Annotated in this window: 13 protein-coding genes; 6 read left to right on the top strand and 7 right to left on the bottom strand. The window is 46.6% G+C overall.

Annotation, left to right across the window (positions count from 1 at the left end; genetic code table 11):
- The first annotated feature begins 514 nt into the window (after positions 1-514).
- Positions 515-4,768, top strand: a complete 4,254-nt coding sequence (fdeC, locus tag ACK8NJ_RS18285) for an inverse autotransporter adhesin FdeC (protein ID WP_411961861.1) — start codon at positions 515-517, stop codon at positions 4,766-4,768.
- A 119-nt stretch (positions 4,769-4,887) separates the two neighbouring features.
- Here the strand turns inward: fdeC and ACK8NJ_RS18280 are convergent, their stop codons facing one another.
- Positions 4,888-5,745 (bottom strand): helix-turn-helix domain-containing protein, encoded by an 858-nt coding sequence (locus ACK8NJ_RS18280; RefSeq protein ID WP_001558643.1) that lies wholly within the window; start codon positions 5,743-5,745, stop codon positions 4,888-4,890.
- A gap of 247 nt (positions 5,746-5,992) precedes the next feature.
- Here ACK8NJ_RS18280 and ACK8NJ_RS18275 point away from each other — a divergent pair, with 247 nt between their 5' ends.
- Positions 5,993-6,862, top strand: a complete 870-nt coding sequence (locus tag ACK8NJ_RS18275) for an aldo/keto reductase (protein WP_048970461.1) — start codon at positions 5,993-5,995, stop codon at positions 6,860-6,862.
- A 159-nt stretch (positions 6,863-7,021) separates the two neighbouring features.
- Here ACK8NJ_RS18275 and rclC read toward each other — a convergent pair whose 3' ends face one another.
- From rclC to rclA, 3 genes are all read right to left on the bottom strand, one after another.
- Positions 7,022-7,615, bottom strand: coding sequence for a reactive chlorine species resistance protein RclC (gene rclC / locus ACK8NJ_RS18270; RefSeq protein ID WP_001306921.1), 594 nt, complete (start codon positions 7,613-7,615; stop codon positions 7,022-7,024).
- Positions 7,616-7,626: 11 nt separating this feature from the next.
- Positions 7,627-7,863 carry a reactive chlorine resistance periplasmic protein RclB gene (rclB, locus tag ACK8NJ_RS18265; protein WP_000474084.1) on the bottom strand — a complete coding sequence of 79 codons (237 nt, stop codon included), beginning with the start codon at positions 7,861-7,863 and terminating at the stop codon, positions 7,627-7,629.
- A 108-nt stretch (positions 7,864-7,971) separates the two neighbouring features.
- On the bottom strand, positions 7,972-9,297 hold the full coding sequence (gene rclA, locus ACK8NJ_RS18260) for a reactive chlorine resistance oxidoreductase RclA (protein ID WP_411961860.1): 1,326 nt from the start codon (positions 9,295-9,297) through the stop codon (positions 7,972-7,974).
- A 225-nt stretch (positions 9,298-9,522) separates the two neighbouring features.
- On the opposite strand from rclA, the gene rclR reads away from it, so the two are divergent.
- From rclR to ACK8NJ_RS18240, 4 genes are all read left to right on the top strand, one after another.
- Complete coding sequence (gene rclR, locus ACK8NJ_RS18255) at positions 9,523-10,377, top strand: reactive chlorine-specific transcriptional regulator RclR (protein WP_411961859.1); 855 nt, start codon at positions 9,523-9,525, stop codon at positions 10,375-10,377.
- A 525-nt stretch (positions 10,378-10,902) separates the two neighbouring features.
- The gene (locus ACK8NJ_RS18250; protein WP_411961858.1) at positions 10,903-11,622 is read left to right on the top strand and encodes a (Fe-S)-binding protein; all 720 of its coding nucleotides are present in this window, start codon (positions 10,903-10,905) and stop codon (positions 11,620-11,622) included.
- 10 nt (positions 11,623-11,632) lie between these two features.
- Positions 11,633-13,060 (top strand): LutB/LldF family L-lactate oxidation iron-sulfur protein, encoded by a 1,428-nt coding sequence (locus ACK8NJ_RS18245; protein ID WP_000023924.1) that lies wholly within the window; start codon positions 11,633-11,635, stop codon positions 13,058-13,060.
- Positions 13,053-13,748, top strand: a complete 696-nt coding sequence (locus tag ACK8NJ_RS18240; RefSeq protein WP_024216461.1) for a LutC/YkgG family protein — start codon at positions 13,053-13,055, stop codon at positions 13,746-13,748. The genes ACK8NJ_RS18245 and ACK8NJ_RS18240 overlap by 8 nt, the downstream gene beginning before the upstream one ends.
- 242 nt (positions 13,749-13,990) lie before the next feature.
- On the opposite strand, the gene ykgH is transcribed toward ACK8NJ_RS18240, so the two are convergent.
- From ykgH to hyxA, 3 genes are all read right to left on the bottom strand, one after another.
- Positions 13,991-14,659 (bottom strand): protein YkgH, encoded by a 669-nt coding sequence (gene ykgH, locus ACK8NJ_RS18235; protein ID WP_328115068.1) that lies wholly within the window; start codon positions 14,657-14,659, stop codon positions 13,991-13,993.
- A gap of 183 nt (positions 14,660-14,842) precedes the next feature.
- Entirely contained in the window at positions 14,843-17,146 is a 2,304-nt protein-coding gene (gene hyxB, locus ACK8NJ_RS18230; RefSeq protein WP_328115070.1) for an outer membrane autotransporter HyxB, read from the bottom strand.
- Positions 17,147-17,187: 41 nt separating this feature from the next.
- The gene (gene hyxA / locus ACK8NJ_RS18225) at positions 17,188-17,949 is read right to left on the bottom strand and encodes a protein HyxA (RefSeq protein WP_411961857.1); all 762 of its coding nucleotides are present in this window, start codon (positions 17,947-17,949) and stop codon (positions 17,188-17,190) included.
- Positions 17,950-17,988 lie beyond the last annotated feature (39 nt).

Raw genomic sequence — 17,988 nt, 5'->3', positions numbered from 1 at the left:
CTCGATTAGACGGCAGGATTTGTCAGGGGTTATGAACAAAATTCATAAATCTGTTTGAGGGTTGAGATTAGTCGTGCAAGTTCGATATCCCTGCAATTTACAGTCCGATGAATATAAATGAATGTCCATAAAAAATATATTGGTTTATCCTGGCGTATATACTCACTTCGACGTACTCCCAATAGCAGTTAATTAAAGATGGGTCATTATTATTCACTCTTAATAATGAATTATTCACTGCCCGCAGAGTAAGAAATATAACTTAAGTATCTATTTAATAACTTGCACAAAAAGCTAAATTTTTACCCATAAATAAAAATATAATCCCGCGCCCAACCACCTGATGAGTGGCTACAGACACTGGATATATTAGGTGGCGGTGTACTTTCTTACATAAAGGTATTTCCTTTTCTGCGGAAAAGGAAACCGGGAAATCCCCGGTTTTTCTGACAAGCAGACGCCATTATTTGTGTCTGCCTATGTTCGTTAATTCGTTCATCAGGAAATTATCTCAATGTCACGTTATAAAACAGGTCATAAACAACCACGATTTCGTTATTCAGTTCTGGCCCGCTGCGTGGCGTGGGCAAATATCTCTGTTCAGGTTCTTTTTCCACTCGCTGTCACCTTTACGCCAGTAATGGCAGCACGTGCGCAGCATACGGTTCAGCCACGTTTGAGCATGGGAAATACTACGGTAACTGCTGATAATAACGTGGAGAAAAATGTCGCGTCGTTTGCCGCAAATGCCGGGACATTTTTAAGCAGTCAGCCAGATAGCGATGCGACACGTAACTTTATTACCGGAATGGCCACCGCTAAAGCTAACCAGGAAATACAGGAGTGGCTCGGGAAATATGGTACTGCGCGCGTCAAACTGAATGTCGATAAAGATTTCTCGCTGAAGGATTCTTCGCTGGAAATGCTTTATCCTATTTATGATACGCCGACAAATATGTTGTTCACTCAGGGGGCAATACATCGTACAGACGATCGTACTCAGTCAAATATTGGTTTTGGCTGGCGTCATTTTTCAGGAAATGACTGGATGGCGGGGGTGAATACTTTTATCGATCATGATTTATCCCGTAGTCATACCCGCATTGGTGTTGGTGCGGAATACTGGCGTGATTATTTGAAACTGAGCGCCAATGGTTATATCCGGGCTTCTGGCTGGAAAAAATCACCGGATGTTGAGGATTATCAGGAACGCCCGGCGAATGGCTGGGATATTCGTGCTGAGGGCTATTTACCTGCCTGGCCGCAGCTTGGCGCAAGCCTGATGTATGAACAGTATTATGGCGATGAAGTCGGGCTGTTTGGTAAAGATAAACGCCAGAAAGACCCGCATGCTATTTCTGCCGAGGTAACCTATACACCAGTGCCTCTTCTGACACTGAGCGCCGGGCATAAGCAGGGCAAGAGTGGTGAGAATGACACTCGCTTTGGCCTGGAAGTTAACTACCGAATTGGCGAACCTCTGGAAAAACAACTCGATACAGACAGCATTCGCGAGCGTCGAATGCTGGCAGGCAGCCGCTATGACCTGGTTGAGCGTAATAACAACATCGTTCTTGAGTACCGCAAATCTGAAGTGATTCGTATTGCTCTGCCTGAGCGTATTGAAGGCAAGGGCGGTCAGACACTTTCCCTGGGACTTGTGGTGAGCAAAGCAACTCACGGACTGAAAAATGTGCAGTGGGAAGCGCCGTCATTACTGGCTGAAGGTGGCAAAATTACCGGTCAGGGTAGTCAGTGGCAAGTAACGCTCCCGGCTTATCGTCCAGGCAAAGACAATTATTATGCGATTTCTGCGGTTGCCTACGATAACAAAGGCAATACCTCAAAACGCGTGCAGACAGAAGTGGTTATTACCGGAGCTGGTATGAGCGCCGATCGCACGGCGTTAACGCTTGACGGTCAGAGCCGTATTCAAATGCTTGCTAACGGTAATGAGCAAAAACCGCTGGTGCTGTCTCTGCGCGACGCCGAGGGCCAGCCAGTCACGGGCATGAAAGATCAGATCAAGACTGAACTAACTTTCAAACCGGCTGGAAATATTGTGACTCGTTCCCTGAAGGCCACTAAATCACAGGCAAAGCCAACACTGGGTGAGTTCACCGAAACTGAAGCAGGGGTGTATCAGTCTGTCTTTACTACCGGAACGCAGTCAGGTGAGGCAACGATTACTGTTAGCGTTGATGGCATGAGCAAAACCGTCACTGCAGAACTGCGGGCCACGATGATGGATGTGGCAAACTCCACCCTGAGCGCTAACGAGCCGTCAGGTGACGTGGTTGCTGATGGTCAGCAAGCCTACACGCTGACGCTGACTGCGGTGGACTCCGAAGGTAATCCGGTGACGGGAGAAGCCAGCCGCCTGCGACTTGTTCCGCAAGACACTAATGGTGTTACCGTTGGTGCCATTTCGGAAATAAAACCAGGGGTTTACAGCGCCACGGTTTCTTCGACCCGTGCCGGAAACGTTGTTGTGCGCGCCTTCAGCGAGCAGTATCAGCTGGGCACATTACAACAAACGCTGAAGTTTGTTGCCGGGCCGCTTGATGCAGCACATTCGTCCATCACCCTGAATCCGGATAAACCGGTGGTCGGCGGTACGCTTACGGCAATCTGGTCGACAAAAGATGCCAATGACAACCCTGTGACCAGCCTCACGCCGGAAGCGCCGTCATTAGCGGGTGCCGCTGCTGTTGGTTCTACGGCATCTGGCTGGACAAATAATGGTGATGGGACGTGGACTGCGCAAATTACTCTTGGCTCTACGGCGGGTGAATTAGAAGTTATGCCGAAGCTAAATGGACAGGATGCGGCAGCAAATGCGGCAAAAGTAACCGTGGTGGCTGATGCATTATCTTCAAACCAGTCGAAAGTCTCTGTCGCAGAAGATCACGTAAAAGCCGGTGAAAGCACAACCGTAACGCTTATTGCAAAAGATGCACATGGCAACGCTATCAGTGGTCTTTCCCTGTCGGCAAGCCTGACGGGTGCTGCGTCTGAAGGGGCGACCGTTTCCAGTTGGACCGAAAAAGGTAACGGTTCCTATGTTGCTACGTTGACTACAGGTGGAAAGACGGGCGAGCTTCGCGTCATGCCTCTCTTCAACGGCCAGCCAGCAGCCACCGAAGCCGCGCAGTTGACGGTCATCGCCGGAGAGATGTCATCAGCGAACTCTACGCTTGTTGCGGACAATAAGGCTCCGGTCGTCAAAACGACGACGGAACTCACCTTCACCGTGAAGGATGCGTACGGGAACCCGGTCACCGGGCTGAAGCCAGATGCACCAGTGTTTAGCGGTGCCGCCAGCACGGGGAGTGAGCGTCCTTCAGCAGGAAGCTGGACAGAGAAAAGTAATGGGGTCTACGTGTCGACCTTAACGCTGGGATCTGCCGCGGGTCAGTTGTCTGTGATGCCGCGAGTGAACGGCCAAAATGCCGTTGCTCAGCCACTGGTGCTGAATGTTGCAGGTGACGCATCTAAGGCTGAGATTCGTGATATGACAGTGAAGGTTAATAACCAACTGGCTAATGGACAGTCTGCTAACCAGATAACCCTGACCGTTGTGGACAGCTATGGTAACCCGTTGCAGGGGCAAAATGTGACGCTGACCCTGCCGAAAGGTGTGACCAGCAAGACGGGGAATACGGTAACAACCGATGCGGCAGGTAAAGCGGATATTGAGTTGATATCAACCGTTGCAGGGGAACTTGAAATCGCGGCCGCGGTGAAAAACTCTCAGAAGACGGTCACGGTGAAATTCAACGCGGATGCCAGCACCGGTCAGGCGAGCCTGGAGGTAGACGCCGCTGCTCAAAAAGTGGCAAACGGCAAAGATGCCTTTACGCTGACGGCGACCGTTGAGGATAAAAACGGTAACCCTGTTCCAGGCACTCTGGTGACCTTTAATCTGCCCCGGGGTGTCAAGCCGCTTACTGGCGATAATGTCTGGGTGAAAGCCAACGATGAGGGGAAAGCAGAGTTGCAGGTGGTTTCAGTGACTGCCGGAACGTATGAGATCACGGCATCGGCAGGGAATAGCCAGCCTTCGAATACGCAGACTATAACGTTTGTAGCCGATAAGGCTACCGCAACCGTTTCCAGTATTGAGGTGATTGGCAACTATGCACTGGCGGACGGCAAAGCCAAACAGACGTATAAAGTTACGGTGACTGATGCCAATAACAACCTGTTGAAAGATAGCGAGGTGACGCTGACTGCCAGCCCGGCAAATTTAGCTCTGGATCCCGATGGGACGGCGAAAACTAATGAGCAAGGGCAGGCTATTTTCACCGCCACGACCACTGTCGCAGCGAAATATACACTCACGGCGAAAGTGGAACAGGCCAACGGTCAGGAATCGACGAAAACTGCTGAATCTAAATTCGTCGCGGATGATAAAAACGCGGTGCTCGCCGCATCATCTGATGTGACTTCTCTGGTGGCGGATGGGGTACAGACCGCAACAATGACGGTTACCCTGTTCTCGGCAAATAACCCTGTTGGGGGGAATGTGTGGGTCGACATTGAGGCTCCGGAAGGAGTGACGGAGAAGGATTATCAATTCCTGCCGTCGAAAAATGACCATTTCGTGAGCGGAAAAATCACGCGTAAATTTAGTACCAACAAGCCAGGTGTCTATACGTTTACATTTAACGCCCTGACGTATGGCGGGTACGAAATGAAGCCAGTGACGGTGACCATAACCGCGGTGGATGCCGATACGGCAAAGGACGAGGAGGCGATGAAATAATTTTAAGAATATGAAAGTAGCATTCTAATAAACATTAATGGCGTTGACATCTTCAACGCCATTATTTATTGAATTGCCTGACAGTAGCTCGTTATAAATTCATGTAAACATCGCTACAGCTAAACCGGGCGAACGGGGATAAAAATTTCGCAAACAATGTTATTGCTATCAATTTCGACGAAGTTTTCATTGTAATAAAATCGCTCAATATCACTGCCGTTCACTCTGGCTAACCCCCTGGCAGGTAATTCCATCAGATAGAGGTTTCGCGCCCATTCAGGGTAGTGCTCCCACTCACCTTCATAGCGGAAAGAGGCATACAGTCCTCGGTTAATTGTCCACTCTTTCGACATCTCTGAATCGGTTTGTTTGCATACCGTACCGGCAAAAGTTTCAACTGTGAGCAAATCGACCGATTTTGTTGACGGTTCGAACGTGGAGACGAAATAGATATCCGTCTTAAAATTCTTCATACATCTGGCTAAATGATGACGTCGCAGTTTGACTTCTTCATCCGGTGATTTATTCGACACTTCAATATCATATTTAAATGAATTGCCAAAAATAGGTGTCTCAGAAAAGTTGACTAATCTACACTCCGTCTTTTGCTGTTGACGTATTAAAAAAGAAGGGAAGATATTTGCGAGATCCCAATAATCACGGTGGCGGTATTCACGGGGAGAGCAGCCGAATAACTTTTTAAATTCGCGGCTGAATGACTGCTGTGAGTCAAAATGCAAAGAGAGTGCAATATCAAGCATAGATTTCGCGGTGAGTCGGACAAGAATGGCGGCACGACAAAGCCTTCGTTTGCGAATGTATTCTCCTAAAGGCACATGCATGAAATTTCGGAACAGAAGCTGGATGTTGCGTCTGCTGTAGCCAGATTTCTGTGCGATATCTTCGATTGAAATAGGGTGCTCGAGATTGCACTCAATCCACTCCAGGAGCTGCTGTAGAATCTTCTGCCTGATCATCACATTCTCCGTTAATTCTTTGTCATATCGCACATTTTCGTTATGCCCTGGGCCCTAAGTGTATCAAAAACAGCAAGGGCGAAGGCAAAAGCACTGATAGCGTCTGCTTCATTGCCCCAAAAATAGAGAGGTTTCAGTCCTACATTATTAATGAATTTTTTGCATAAGTGATATCAAAATCCACATACTAATTTGAGGTTACGTTTTAACGTAGACTCATTGTTCATGCCTAATGGAGGGACTGACAGTGGAATTTTCCGTATTAAGTAACAATCTGAAAATGCCGATGATGGGATTTGGTGTTTTTCAGGTTACCGATAAAAACGTGTGCAAACAGTCAGTGTTGAACGCTATCCGCACGGGTTATCGACTCATCGACACTGCAGCGGTATACGGTAATGAAGATGCCGTCGGTGAAGCCGTTCGTGAAGCTATATCTGAAGGTTTATGTACCCGAGATGAGTTATTTATAACGTCTAAATTGTGGGTGCAGGATATGTTGAATCAGGATACGGCAAAAGCAGGTATTGAAGCGTCATTAAAAAAATCGGGACTAGAATACTTCGACCTCTATTTATTGCACCAGGCTATGCGCGATTATTTCAGTGCGTGGCGTGCACTCGAAGATGCCTATGAAGAGGGCAAATTAAAAGCAATTGGGGTTTCCAATTTCTACCCTCATGTTCTGGCGAACTTTTGTGAAACGGTAAGAGTTAAACCGATGGTCAACCAGGTCGAGTTGCATCCCTATTTTGCCCAACCAGAGGCGCTGGCAACCATGAAGTATTATAACGTGCAGCCTGAAGCATGGGCTCCGTTAGGTGGTGGACGACATAAACCCTTTGAAAATAATCTGCTTCAGAGTATTGCAGATGCCCATCAAAAATCGATTTCTCAGGTCATTCTGCGTTGGAATATTCAACGGGGAGTGGTCGTTATTCCGAAATCGACACATCAACAGCGTATCGAAGAAAATTTTGCTATTTGGGATTTCTCACTGACAGAGAAAGAAATGGCGCAAATTAGTTCGCTTGATTTGGGTTATGTTGGGGAATCGGTAAAACATTTTAATCCTGAGTTTGTTCGTGGTTGTCTTGCTGTAAAAATACATGATTGATATTAATCACTTATTTTACCTGAGACGACAAGAATTTTTTAACAGGGGAGTGATATTGATCTTCACTCTGTCATATCTCCGGTAATATGGCGTCAGGCTTCATCATCAGAAAGGGAGCCTGACGCCTGAAAAAGTGAACAACAGACAGTGTTCGGATTATCAATATTCAGTTTTTAACGTTGAACTGGATTCATTACTGCGTTGTTTAAGAATTTCCCGCGCCGAATCTGCCATTATCATGACAGCACCTGCCAGCATCAGAGTATCTTTCAATACCAAGCGACCAGCACCGGATAAATAAGGGAAACCATGATGAGCGTCACCCAATGCGGGTACCCATGCCTCCGGGGTGGTGATTAAAAATGAGAGTGTTACCAACGGTGTGGTAAATGCCATCAGCCCTCCCAATAAACCTAACCAGCGATTGACAGGATTAGCCAAAACCAGCAGAGCAATAATCACCTCCACGACGCCAAGACCGTTGGAAAAACCATAGGTATTATTGGCCGATTGCCATGCCCTTGCTTCTGGTTTGTATTCGCCTTCGTGAGTCAGATACTGTTTATAGTCTTCCGGGTGTTCATAAAAGAACGACATTAGTGGACTGTTTGCGACGAATGGTGTAATGCTGTCTGCCTCGTAAGGGACAAACTTTAATAACCCAATCCACATAAAAACAATCGCAATACTCAGACGAATCAATGTCAGGCCAATTTTATCTCCCCGACTTAACAGGTGCAGGTATTTTTCCATTGTGAACATCCTTATTTATACAATACTGCTGTTGCGGTTGAATTATTATCAATTCGCATCGATGTGACTTTCCAGGATGAAGCATTATATTTTCTGGCTATATCAGCAATGGTATCCTCCAGAACTGTCGGTGATGCTGATACTGACGAGACGCTGATATGTTTCAGAATTATTTTATCATCTGCATTGGTGGAAAATGCCATAACGCCAGATAATAGTGTTGCAAATAAAACAGATTTTTTAAACATATAAAATACCATCAATGAAGTGATTAAGAAGTTATAGAGTAACAGCGAATTAATAAGATTCTTTTCTCTGAGACGCCAGAATATTTGTTCTGGCGTCTGATTTTGAGTTTATTTGACTAATGAAAATAGATCATTGAGTGATTCGCTCATCGACGGATGAGTAAATATCTGATCGCGTAATATGCTATAAGGCAGCCCGGCATCCATCACCATTTTCACTATATTAATCATCTCGTGGGAGTCAACACACAGCAGTGATGCCCCTAATATACGTTGGGTTTTATTATCAACAATCGCTTTTAATACCCCACGGGTATCGTTCATCACTCTGGCGCGGGGAATTGCAGCTACAGGCAATGTCACCACCTGAATATCAGCACCACTCTCTCTGGCTTGTTCTTCTGTCATACCAACCCTGGACAGGGGCGGTGTCATAAATACGGAATAAGGCACATTTTTCCGATCATCAGTACTACGTCTGCCTTCTCCCAGCAACTCATCACGCACAATGCGGTAATCATCCAGTGAAATGTAAGTAAATTGCAGCCCGCCGGTAACATCTCCCATCGCCCAAATATTGTTTGCGGTGGTATGTAATTGCTTGTCAACGACAATTGCCCCGCGCTCGTTTACTGCGATACCGGCATTTTCTGGATGTAACGAAGCGGTAGCCGGTTGACGACCGGAAGCTATTAACAGTGCATCCACCGCCAGTTGGGCGTGCTCGCTATGCACTTGCACTTGATTTTCATGGTGACTGATTCGCTCCACATGGGCATTGAGGATTATATCGACGCCCTGATCGCGTAAAATCGTCGCGATATTATCAGCAATATCCCGATCTTCCCGAGGCAAAAACAGCGAAGCTGCTTCTAAAATGGTTACCTTGCTGCCAAAATTAGCGAACATAGAGGCGAACTCAACGCCAATATATCCGCCGCCCAAAATACCTAAATGCCCAGGCAATTCTTTTAGATTAAGTAATCCGGTGCTGTCATATACTCCTGGCGTGGTGGTAATTCCAGGAATTGGCGGAACCACGGTTTGTGCACCGGTATTAATAAAAATTTTCTCGCCATGAATTTCCAGATTTCCCTCAGGCCGATGAACACGCAGGCTATGATTATTGATAAACTCCGCCTGGCCGTCGATCACGTCGATATTGGGCATATCCGCAAGATTATGAAAATTCTTATTACGTAAAAAATTAACCACTTCATTTTTACGCTGTATGGCACGGACAAAATCTGTGTGCTGCTGTGCGTCATGAACCAATGTTTTGGTTGGGATGCAGCCGATATTAATACAGGTCCCGCCATACATTGTATTTGATTGTTCGATGAGAGCCACACGCCAACCTGCTTTTGCCAGCGTGACGGCTAATGTTTTTCCAGCCTTGCCAAAACCAATAATCACTGCCTGATATTTATTCATGATGATTTCCTGTCGAAACGCGTTCATTTGACATCATGACTATAGACGCAAAAGAGCAAATAACATTTCTTCACAACGCTTGATATTTTGTCTTATCGTCTGGTATTTTCTTTTTCATAATCAGAATCACAAAACAAAAATCATGATTAACCATTTGATGGTATTAGATTAATTATTGTCTAAGATTGTTGGTGTTTGTAATCAAAAACCACTCAGGAGTCTGATATGGATGCCCTTAGCCGTTTGTTGATACTTAACGCTCCACAAGGAACGATCGATAAGAATTGCGTGTTAGGAAGTGACTGGCAGCTTCCACATGGTGCCGGGGAATTGTCGGTTATTCGTTGGCATGCGTTAACGCAAGGAGCGGCGGAGCTGGAAATGCCGACGGGAGAGATTTTTACATTACGCCCGGGAAATGTGGTCCTGCTACCACAAAATTCAGCTCATCGCCTGAGTCATGTCGATAATGAATCGACCTGTATTGTCTGCGGCACTCTTCGGCTGCAACATTCGGCGCGTTATTTTTTAACGTCTTTGCCGGAAACGCTGTTTTTAGCACCGGTTAACCACAGCGTGGAATATAACTGGCTGAGGGAGGCGATCCCGTTTTTACAACAGGAATCCAGATCGGCGATGCCGGGAGTGGATGCACTGTGTAGCCAGATCTGCGCTACATTCTTTACCCTCGCGGTGCGTGAGTGGATTGCACAGGTTAATACTGAGAAAAACATTCTCAGTTTGCTTCTGCATCCACGTCTTGGTGCGGTAATACAGCAAATGCTGGAAATGCCAGGACACGCCTGGACCGTCGAATCGCTGGCCAGCATCGCCCACATGTCCCGGGCAAGTTTTGCCCAGCTTTTCCGTGATGTTTCCGGAACCACGCCGCTGGCTGTATTAACAAAGTTGCGTCTACAAATAGCGGCCCAGATGTTTTCCCGGGAAATGCTCCCTGTTGTGGTGATCGCTGAGTCAGTAGGCTATGCCAGTGAATCATCTTTTCACAAGGCGTTTGTTCGCGAGTTTGGTTGTACCCCGGGAGAATATCGGGAAAGGGTCAGACAGCTTGCACCCTGAATAAAACCGCCAGAAATCAGGGAAAAGATAATCCGCATTCCGGGAGTTGTGAGCCTTTCAACTATTTCTATTTCCAACGGTGGTTTGGGCTTTATATATTTTTTCTGATAGACTCTAGCTCAGTTTTTAAATAAAAATGCAAACTAAATTTCTTTAATTAAATAAAATGCCGACTATTACTTGATACGTGATTATTGTCGGTGATTTTTTTGTACACCATCAGTGTATATCTCAATAACCCCTGAATAAGTAGCTCTGAATAGGTATAAGGGATGTAGCCATTTTTAAATGGATTTCTTATGCTAAAAATGATCGTCGATCTCCCCATAAAATGTGAGCGATGCCGAAAGAAATAAAATTAGTTATTGCATTTGAAGTTTGGATGAAAGATTATCATTTGTCATACAAATGAGGGGTGGTATGTTGCTAGCCAATTAAAAAAGAACGCCATATTTATTGATGATTGATCCCCCGGTGGGGGGAACCATCGGGCATAAATGGGCATGAAGTAATGGAGTATTAGTTGTGAATGTCAATTTCTTTGTCACCTGTATTGGTGACGCCCTGAAATCAAGAATGGCACGAGACTCTGTGCTGCTACTGGAAAAACTCGGCTGTCGCGTAAATTTCCCGGAGAAACAGGGATGCTGCGGTCAGCCTGCGATCAATAGTGGTTATATCAAAGAAGCGATTCCAGGGATGAAAAATCTGATCGCCGCACTGGAGGATAACGACGATCCCATTATTTCACCGGCTGGCTCTTGCACCTATGCCGTAAAAAGTTACCCGACGTATCTGGCGGATAAACCTGAATGGGCATCACGAGCCGAAAAGGTTGCCGCGCGTATGCAGGATCTCACCTCTTTTATTGTTAATAAATTAGGGGTAGTCGATGTAGGTGCCAGTTTGCAAGGGAGAGCGGTGTATCACCCATCTTGTAGCCTGGCCCGTAAGCTGGGGGTGAAGGACGAGCCACTTACGTTGCTGAAAAATGTGCGTGGACTGGAGCTGTTGACCTTTGCTGAACAGGATACCTGCTGCGGATTTGGCGGCACGTTCTCGGTCAAAATGGCCGAAATATCCGGCGAGATGGTGAAAGAAAAGGTTGTGCACCTGATGGAAGTCCGCCCTGAGTATTTAATTGGTGCTGACGTGAGTTGCCTGCTGAACATCAGTGGGCGATTACAACGGGAAGGGCAGAAAGTCAAAGTGATGCATATTGCTGAAGTGCTGATGAGCCGCTGAGGATATAAAGATGTCGATCAAAACCAGTAATACAGATTTTAAGACACGCATCCGTCAGCAAATTGAAGATCCGATCATGCGCAAAGCGGTGGCAAACGCGCAGCAGCGTATCGGGGCAAATCGGCAAAAAATGGTCGATGAATTGGGGCACTGGGAGGAGTGGCGCGATCGGGCCGCCCAGATACGTGATCATGTTCTGAGTAATCTCGACGCTTATCTGTACCAGCTCTCAGAAAAAGTGACGCAAAACGGCGGTCACGTCTATTTTGCAAAAACCAAAGAAGACGCTACCCGCTACATTTTACAGGTTGCCCAACGCAAAAATGCCCGGAAGGTGGTGAAATCTAAATCGATGGTAACCGAAGAGATTGGTGTCAATCATGTGTTGCAGGATGCTGGCATTCAGGTGATTGAAACCGATCTGGGTGAATACATTCTCCAGCTGGATCAAGATCCGCCCTCTCATGTTGTGGTCCCGGCAATTCATAAAGATCGCCATCAGATCCGTCGGGTGCTACACGAACGTCTGGGCTATGAGGGGTCGGAAACGCCTGAAGCAATGACCTTATTCATCCGGCAAAAAATCCGCGAAGATTTCCTCAGTGCTGAAATAGGTATTACCGGCTGTAATTTCGCGGTGGCAGAGACCGGTTCGGTATGCCTGGTGACCAATGAAGGTAATGCGCGAATGTGTACCACGCTGCCTAAAACGCATATTGCAGTGATGGGAATGGAGCGTATTGCCCCCACGTTTGCCGAGGTAGATGTATTGATCACCATGCTGGCGCGCAGTGCCGTTGGTGCACGTTTGACGGGATACAACACCTGGCTGACAGGACCGCGCGAAGCGGGGCACGTTGATGGTCCTGAAGAGTTTCATCTGGTTATTGTCGATAACGGGCGTTCTGAGGTGCTGGCCTCTGAATTTCGGGATGTGCTGCGCTGTATTCGCTGCGGGGCTTGTATGAATACTTGTCCGGCATATCGCCATATTGGCGGTCATGGATATGGCTCTATTTATCCAGGGCCAATTGGTGCGGTGATTTCTCCGCTACTTGGCGGCTATAAAGATTTTAAAGATTTACCCTACGCCTGCTCTTTATGCACTGCTTGTGACAGCGTGTGTCCGGTGCGTATTCCGCTGTCAAAACTGATTTTGCGTCATCGTCGGGTGATGGCTGAAAAAGGGATCACCGCAAAAGCAGAGCAACGGGCGATAAAAATGTTCGCTTATGCCAATAGTCATCCAGGATTGTGGAAAGTCGGGATGATGGCCGGTGCTCATGCGGCAAGCTGGTTTATCAATGGCGGCAAAACACCACTCAAATTTGGCGCGATTAGCGACTGGATGGAAGCACGCGATCTTCCTGAAGCTGACGGAGAGAGTTTCCGTAGTTGGTTTAAGAAACATCAGGCGCAGGAGAAAAAGAATGGATAATCGGAGCGAATTTTTGAATAACGTTGCTCAGGCACTGGGTCGCCCGCTGCGACTTGAACCGCAAGCAGAAGATGCGCCGCTTAACAACTATGCTAACGAGCGGCTTACCCAACTTACCCAACAGCAGCGCTGTGACGCGTTTATTCAGTTTGCCAGCGATGTTATGTTGACGCGCTGTGAGCTGACCAGCGAGGCGAAGGCGGCAGAAGCTGCAATACGTCTGTGTAAAGAGCTGGGAGATCAGTCGGTCGTGATTAGCGGTGACACGAGGCTGGAGGAATTGGGGATTAGCGAACGTTTGCAGCAGGAATGCAATGCCGTTGTTTGGGATCCGGCGAAAGGTGCCGAGAATATCTCGCAGGCAGAGCAGGCTAAAGTGGGTGTCGTGTATGCTGAATATGGTTTAACCGAATCGGGAGGCGTGGTTCTTTTTTCCGCCGCCGAGCGCGGGCGTTCATTGAGCCTGCTCCCGGAATCTTCTCTTTTTATCCTGCGTAAAAGCACAATCCTGCCGCGTGTAGCGCAACTCGCAGAAAAATTGCATCAGAAAGCGCAGGCCGGTGAACGAATGCCGTCCTGCATTAACATCATTAGCGGCCCTAGTTCAACGGCGGATATTGAGCTTATCAAAGTCGTCGGGGTTCATGGCCCGGTGAAAGCGGTGTATCTGATTATTGAGGATTGCTGAGAGAGATATGAAGTCTGGACATAAACCTGAAGGCGGCATACGAGGTTGTGAATAGCGTTAAGGACAACCTGACTTAACCCCGTTCCGTCATGGTTATGCTGCTCTTCTGTAAATATCCTGGCATTAGTAATGCCAGGATATTTACAGTGAAAAAGACAGGCATCCATTCCTGAAAACGGGTTCCCTTCCCGGTCATTGTCACTTCAGTTTTATACAGGCACTCTCTATCAGAATGCTGTTTATTACTGCCCAGAGTTTTGTTGGTATTCATCTACCATTTTTTTGACAAGGCAAAACATTACAGAAATTACAATGCTTAGAAAAAATCCCAGAGCCAGGCAAATGGCAGCAGGGTATTTATTTTTTATTTCTGGTGAGCTTATAGTTACACAGCCATCACCGTTCGGATACAATGACCAGTTCCTGGTCAGGTATATCATTTTTGTATAAAGCTCACTGTTAATTGCTGAAGGCGTTTGTATCTCATCGAGAACTTGCCTGCCATTATGATATTCTGACGCATACCATTTGATAATAGACGCCTGCACGCGAGATATTTCCGCTTCAGCAGTTGGTAAATCGCTCTTATCTCCTGACCATTCCAGCTTTATTTCTCTGTTCTTGACATCTGGGCTGGTGTGAAAAAATGTAGTAATTCGCTGTATAACATCTTCAGTCATTGTGGTCTGACAGGCAAAGTTATTATTGCTATCACAGTTAACAAGTATGCCTGGTGTTGTCTGATTTATTTTTAGGCTGTAACTCACTTTTATATTATCTTTATTGATATACAGAAATAAAAGCACCATTGCCATACAGATAGCTATAATAAAAAGGATAACACGAATCTTTTTCTTCAGATAAAATAAAATCTCAATCAGATCGATATCCTGTTTGATTTGTTCACTCATAATATATCCAGAAAATGAAATCTGTCGCAGATAAGGTTGTATTAATAGTCTGTATCAGGAGTGTTCGGGTTAAATATCAGCAAAAAACCAGCATCATGAATACTGGATATTTATGGCCTGCAGGCAGCAGTATGCTGCCTGCAGGGGGTATAACAGTCGACAGGGGAACCGACTGCTTTATTCTTACCAGGTCACATTGATACCAACTACACCCTGTAGCGGGTTCTCAATGTCGTCACCTTTGGTGTAGTCAAGGCTTGCATATGCTCCCATGTTTTTGGTGATATCAGCCTGTACACCTGCACCCACGCGGAATGCTGCACCGTCAATGCTGGCATTGACAGACTCATCACCCAGACGGACTTTGTTGCCATCAGAGAATTCGTTCAGTGCGGCCAGATTCAGATAAGGTTTAACGGTCGCGTTGCCCACAGCGAAGTCATAACCCACGCGCGTACCGGCCTCACCCAGCACAGAGTTATAGCTGTCAGAATGAACGTCCACGCCGTTGAGCTGATAATCCACACCTTCCAGCGTCAGCGCAGACAGTTTGGCATATGGCTGAATAAACAGGCCATTACCGTCTTTCCATGTGTAACCGCCTTTAACCATCGCACCGAAACCATTGGTGTTAAAGTCAGCTTTGATGGTACCGCCACCATTCATCAGGCGAACATCTGCCGTGTTGCTGTAGTGACCAAACTGTGCAGCAGTATCAATGAAGATACCGTTGTTATACTGGCGGCTCAGGTAAGCGTGGAAGCTGTAACCTTCAGTGTCGCCTTTGCTCTGCATGGTGGTCATGTCACCTTTCGCAGAAGACATCGCTACACCTGCCAGCCAGCTACCATCTTCAGTCATGAAGCGGGTATCACCACCCAGCATTACACCGTTTACATCCAGGTCATAGGATGCATTTCCCGCGGTGGTATGTTTCTGTTTACCGCCAAAGTACTGAATCCATACGCCACCCTTGTCATTTTCGCTCAGACGGACAGCATCCTGACGGGCGGAGAGCGTGTCAGCCTGCAGATTAGCGACGTTAGCCGGAGCAGCTGCCATTGCCTGAATCACGGAGCTGGCGTTGGATGCTTTATTCGTGTTTTTTACGAAATAAAAGTTACCATCAGCTCCCTGTGTCAGGTCATATTGATACAGACCACCTTCCGTTGTGCCTGTGGCTTTTAGAGTGCTGTCTTTGCCGGTAGAAATAAATGCCGTTTGTTCATTGATAAGATCCAATGAACCCGCACTGTAAACACTCAAGTCACCGCTCGCTTTACCGCTGATATCCAGGGTGTTTTCAGAAGAGGCATCAACAATCAGAGTGCCGTTTTGAGAAGCAAACGTGCCAGTATTGACCGTAGCCTTCGTGATATTAACCGTACTGTCTTTTACTGCCAGAGCATCAATAGTTGAGGATCCCGTAACATTCCAGACAGACCCGTTTTGCAGAGATACACTGGCATCTCCTGCCCCTGAAACTTTGCCTTTCCAGACTGAACTATCGGAAAGATTTATATCCAGATTACTACCCGCTTTATCGCCGCTATTGAAGGTATAAGCATTACCTTCCCAGTAAGAGCGGGCAACGTTCATGTTTACATTTGTTGTGGTACCGACTGAACTATTGCTTGAAGAAAGGGCCTGGATATCAGAGTAGATGGTTGAATCAGCAATAGACAAATTTAAATTTTGCGTTGCTGAACCTGCGCCTTGTGCCGAAGCAGAGGCATAAATTGTTTGTTTATTATTAGCCGCCCCAATTACTGAGCCATCCTTAATATTCAGGTTGACTGTATGAGTTCCCGTATTCTCCTGAGCAATAAGTATTGCTTCAATCCGGCCATTAATAATATTTGAGCCAGCAAGGGTAATGTTGTCGGTTGCATCACCGCTAAAGCCATGCCCATCCAATACGCTACCCTTTTGAGCAAAAATTGCCGTAGAGCTGTTGCTCGAATCATTTTTACCTTGAGCATTTATGGTTGTGCCATTGAGCGTTACATTATTTCCCTTGGTCCCTTCCAGAGATATCCCTGTCGCACTACCTTTTTCATTTTTTGCAACAAAGTTACCGCCATTAACAACAACATCGCCTGTTGAAGAAATGACCATTGCAGTCCGGACATAGGTGCCTTCACCTTGAGCTGTGATGGTGGAGCCTGTAGCATTAATCACAACATTTTTGTCACCGCTAACTTTTACACCTTCAACGAAATCTTGGTTTACCGTTGATGCGGCGGTAATATCGTGACCGCCAAAAGTAACATTAAGGTCTTTATCTGAATCTGACGTTTCAATTGTTACGGCTGTAATCTTGTTATCACCTTTAATAACAACATCTTGATCCAGAGTTGTCTTATCTTTATCCAATCTAACCGGTGTAGTTGATACCGCGTTATCAGCAGCGAATGCTGGGGCAGAAAGAGCCATAACAATAGCTGTTGCTAATGCGCTGCGGTAAAATGCCTTACTGTTTTTCATGAAGAAATTCTCCATTCTGGTAACTAATTTCAATTTCCCACTTATTTATATTTATGCAGAGATAAAGCCTGCGTCCCTGCATTTACCACCACGGAATACCTGTTGGTATTTCCGTTTTCACGCAATGTCATGGCATTCGTTTTTTCCAATGCATTTCCATCACCGTGAAATTTATTGCTGCCAAGCAGCAGGGCTTCCCGCAATGACATGCTGTCCGGTATTCCCCAACGCTTTTTTAGCGACTGCTCGGCAAGCCATATCTGTCTTATCCCCGTTTTGAGAAACTGCGCACTGTATTCCCAGCTGTGTCCGGCAAGAAGCAACGACAACACCTTCTTTTGCTTTTCCGGGAAGCGTTCTGACATGACGATTGTCTTTGTGCGGTTATTCACCTCTTTCATAAAGACAGAGTAACTGTCCATAACTGGCAAAATTTCTGCATGTTTCAGTCCTGAAAACCCACCAGAGGCATTTGCAATACTGATGACACGCTCTACTGACATTCCTGGTTTCAGTAACCTCAAGTTTTTGAGAACGCCAGAAATACTCACATCCGGTGGCAGAAAAAAGGGCGCGACGCACAACACCACCACGAATGAGTGATCCCGATAAAATCGGAACCACATTTCAGCGCATTCGGCAGGTCGCCCTGCCGATATCACGACACTCTGTGGCCTGTGCCGCAATTTATTGCGTAACTCCTCTTCTGTTCTGATGCAGGTAACATTGCCGACAGAACCGGTTGATAGAGCTGCGAACTGCGCTGGTACAATTCCTGAGGGACAGAAAAGAACGAAACGCATCCTTCCCTCACAGATGTCAGTACGCCAGCACGCTGTACA

This window comes from Escherichia sp. F1 (assembly GCF_046764225.1).
In the GTDB taxonomy this organism is placed as follows: domain Bacteria; phylum Pseudomonadota; class Gammaproteobacteria; order Enterobacterales; family Enterobacteriaceae; genus Escherichia; species Escherichia coli.
Note: the sequence above shows the minus strand (reverse complement) of the source record. Positions and strands in the feature narration are given on the sequence as shown.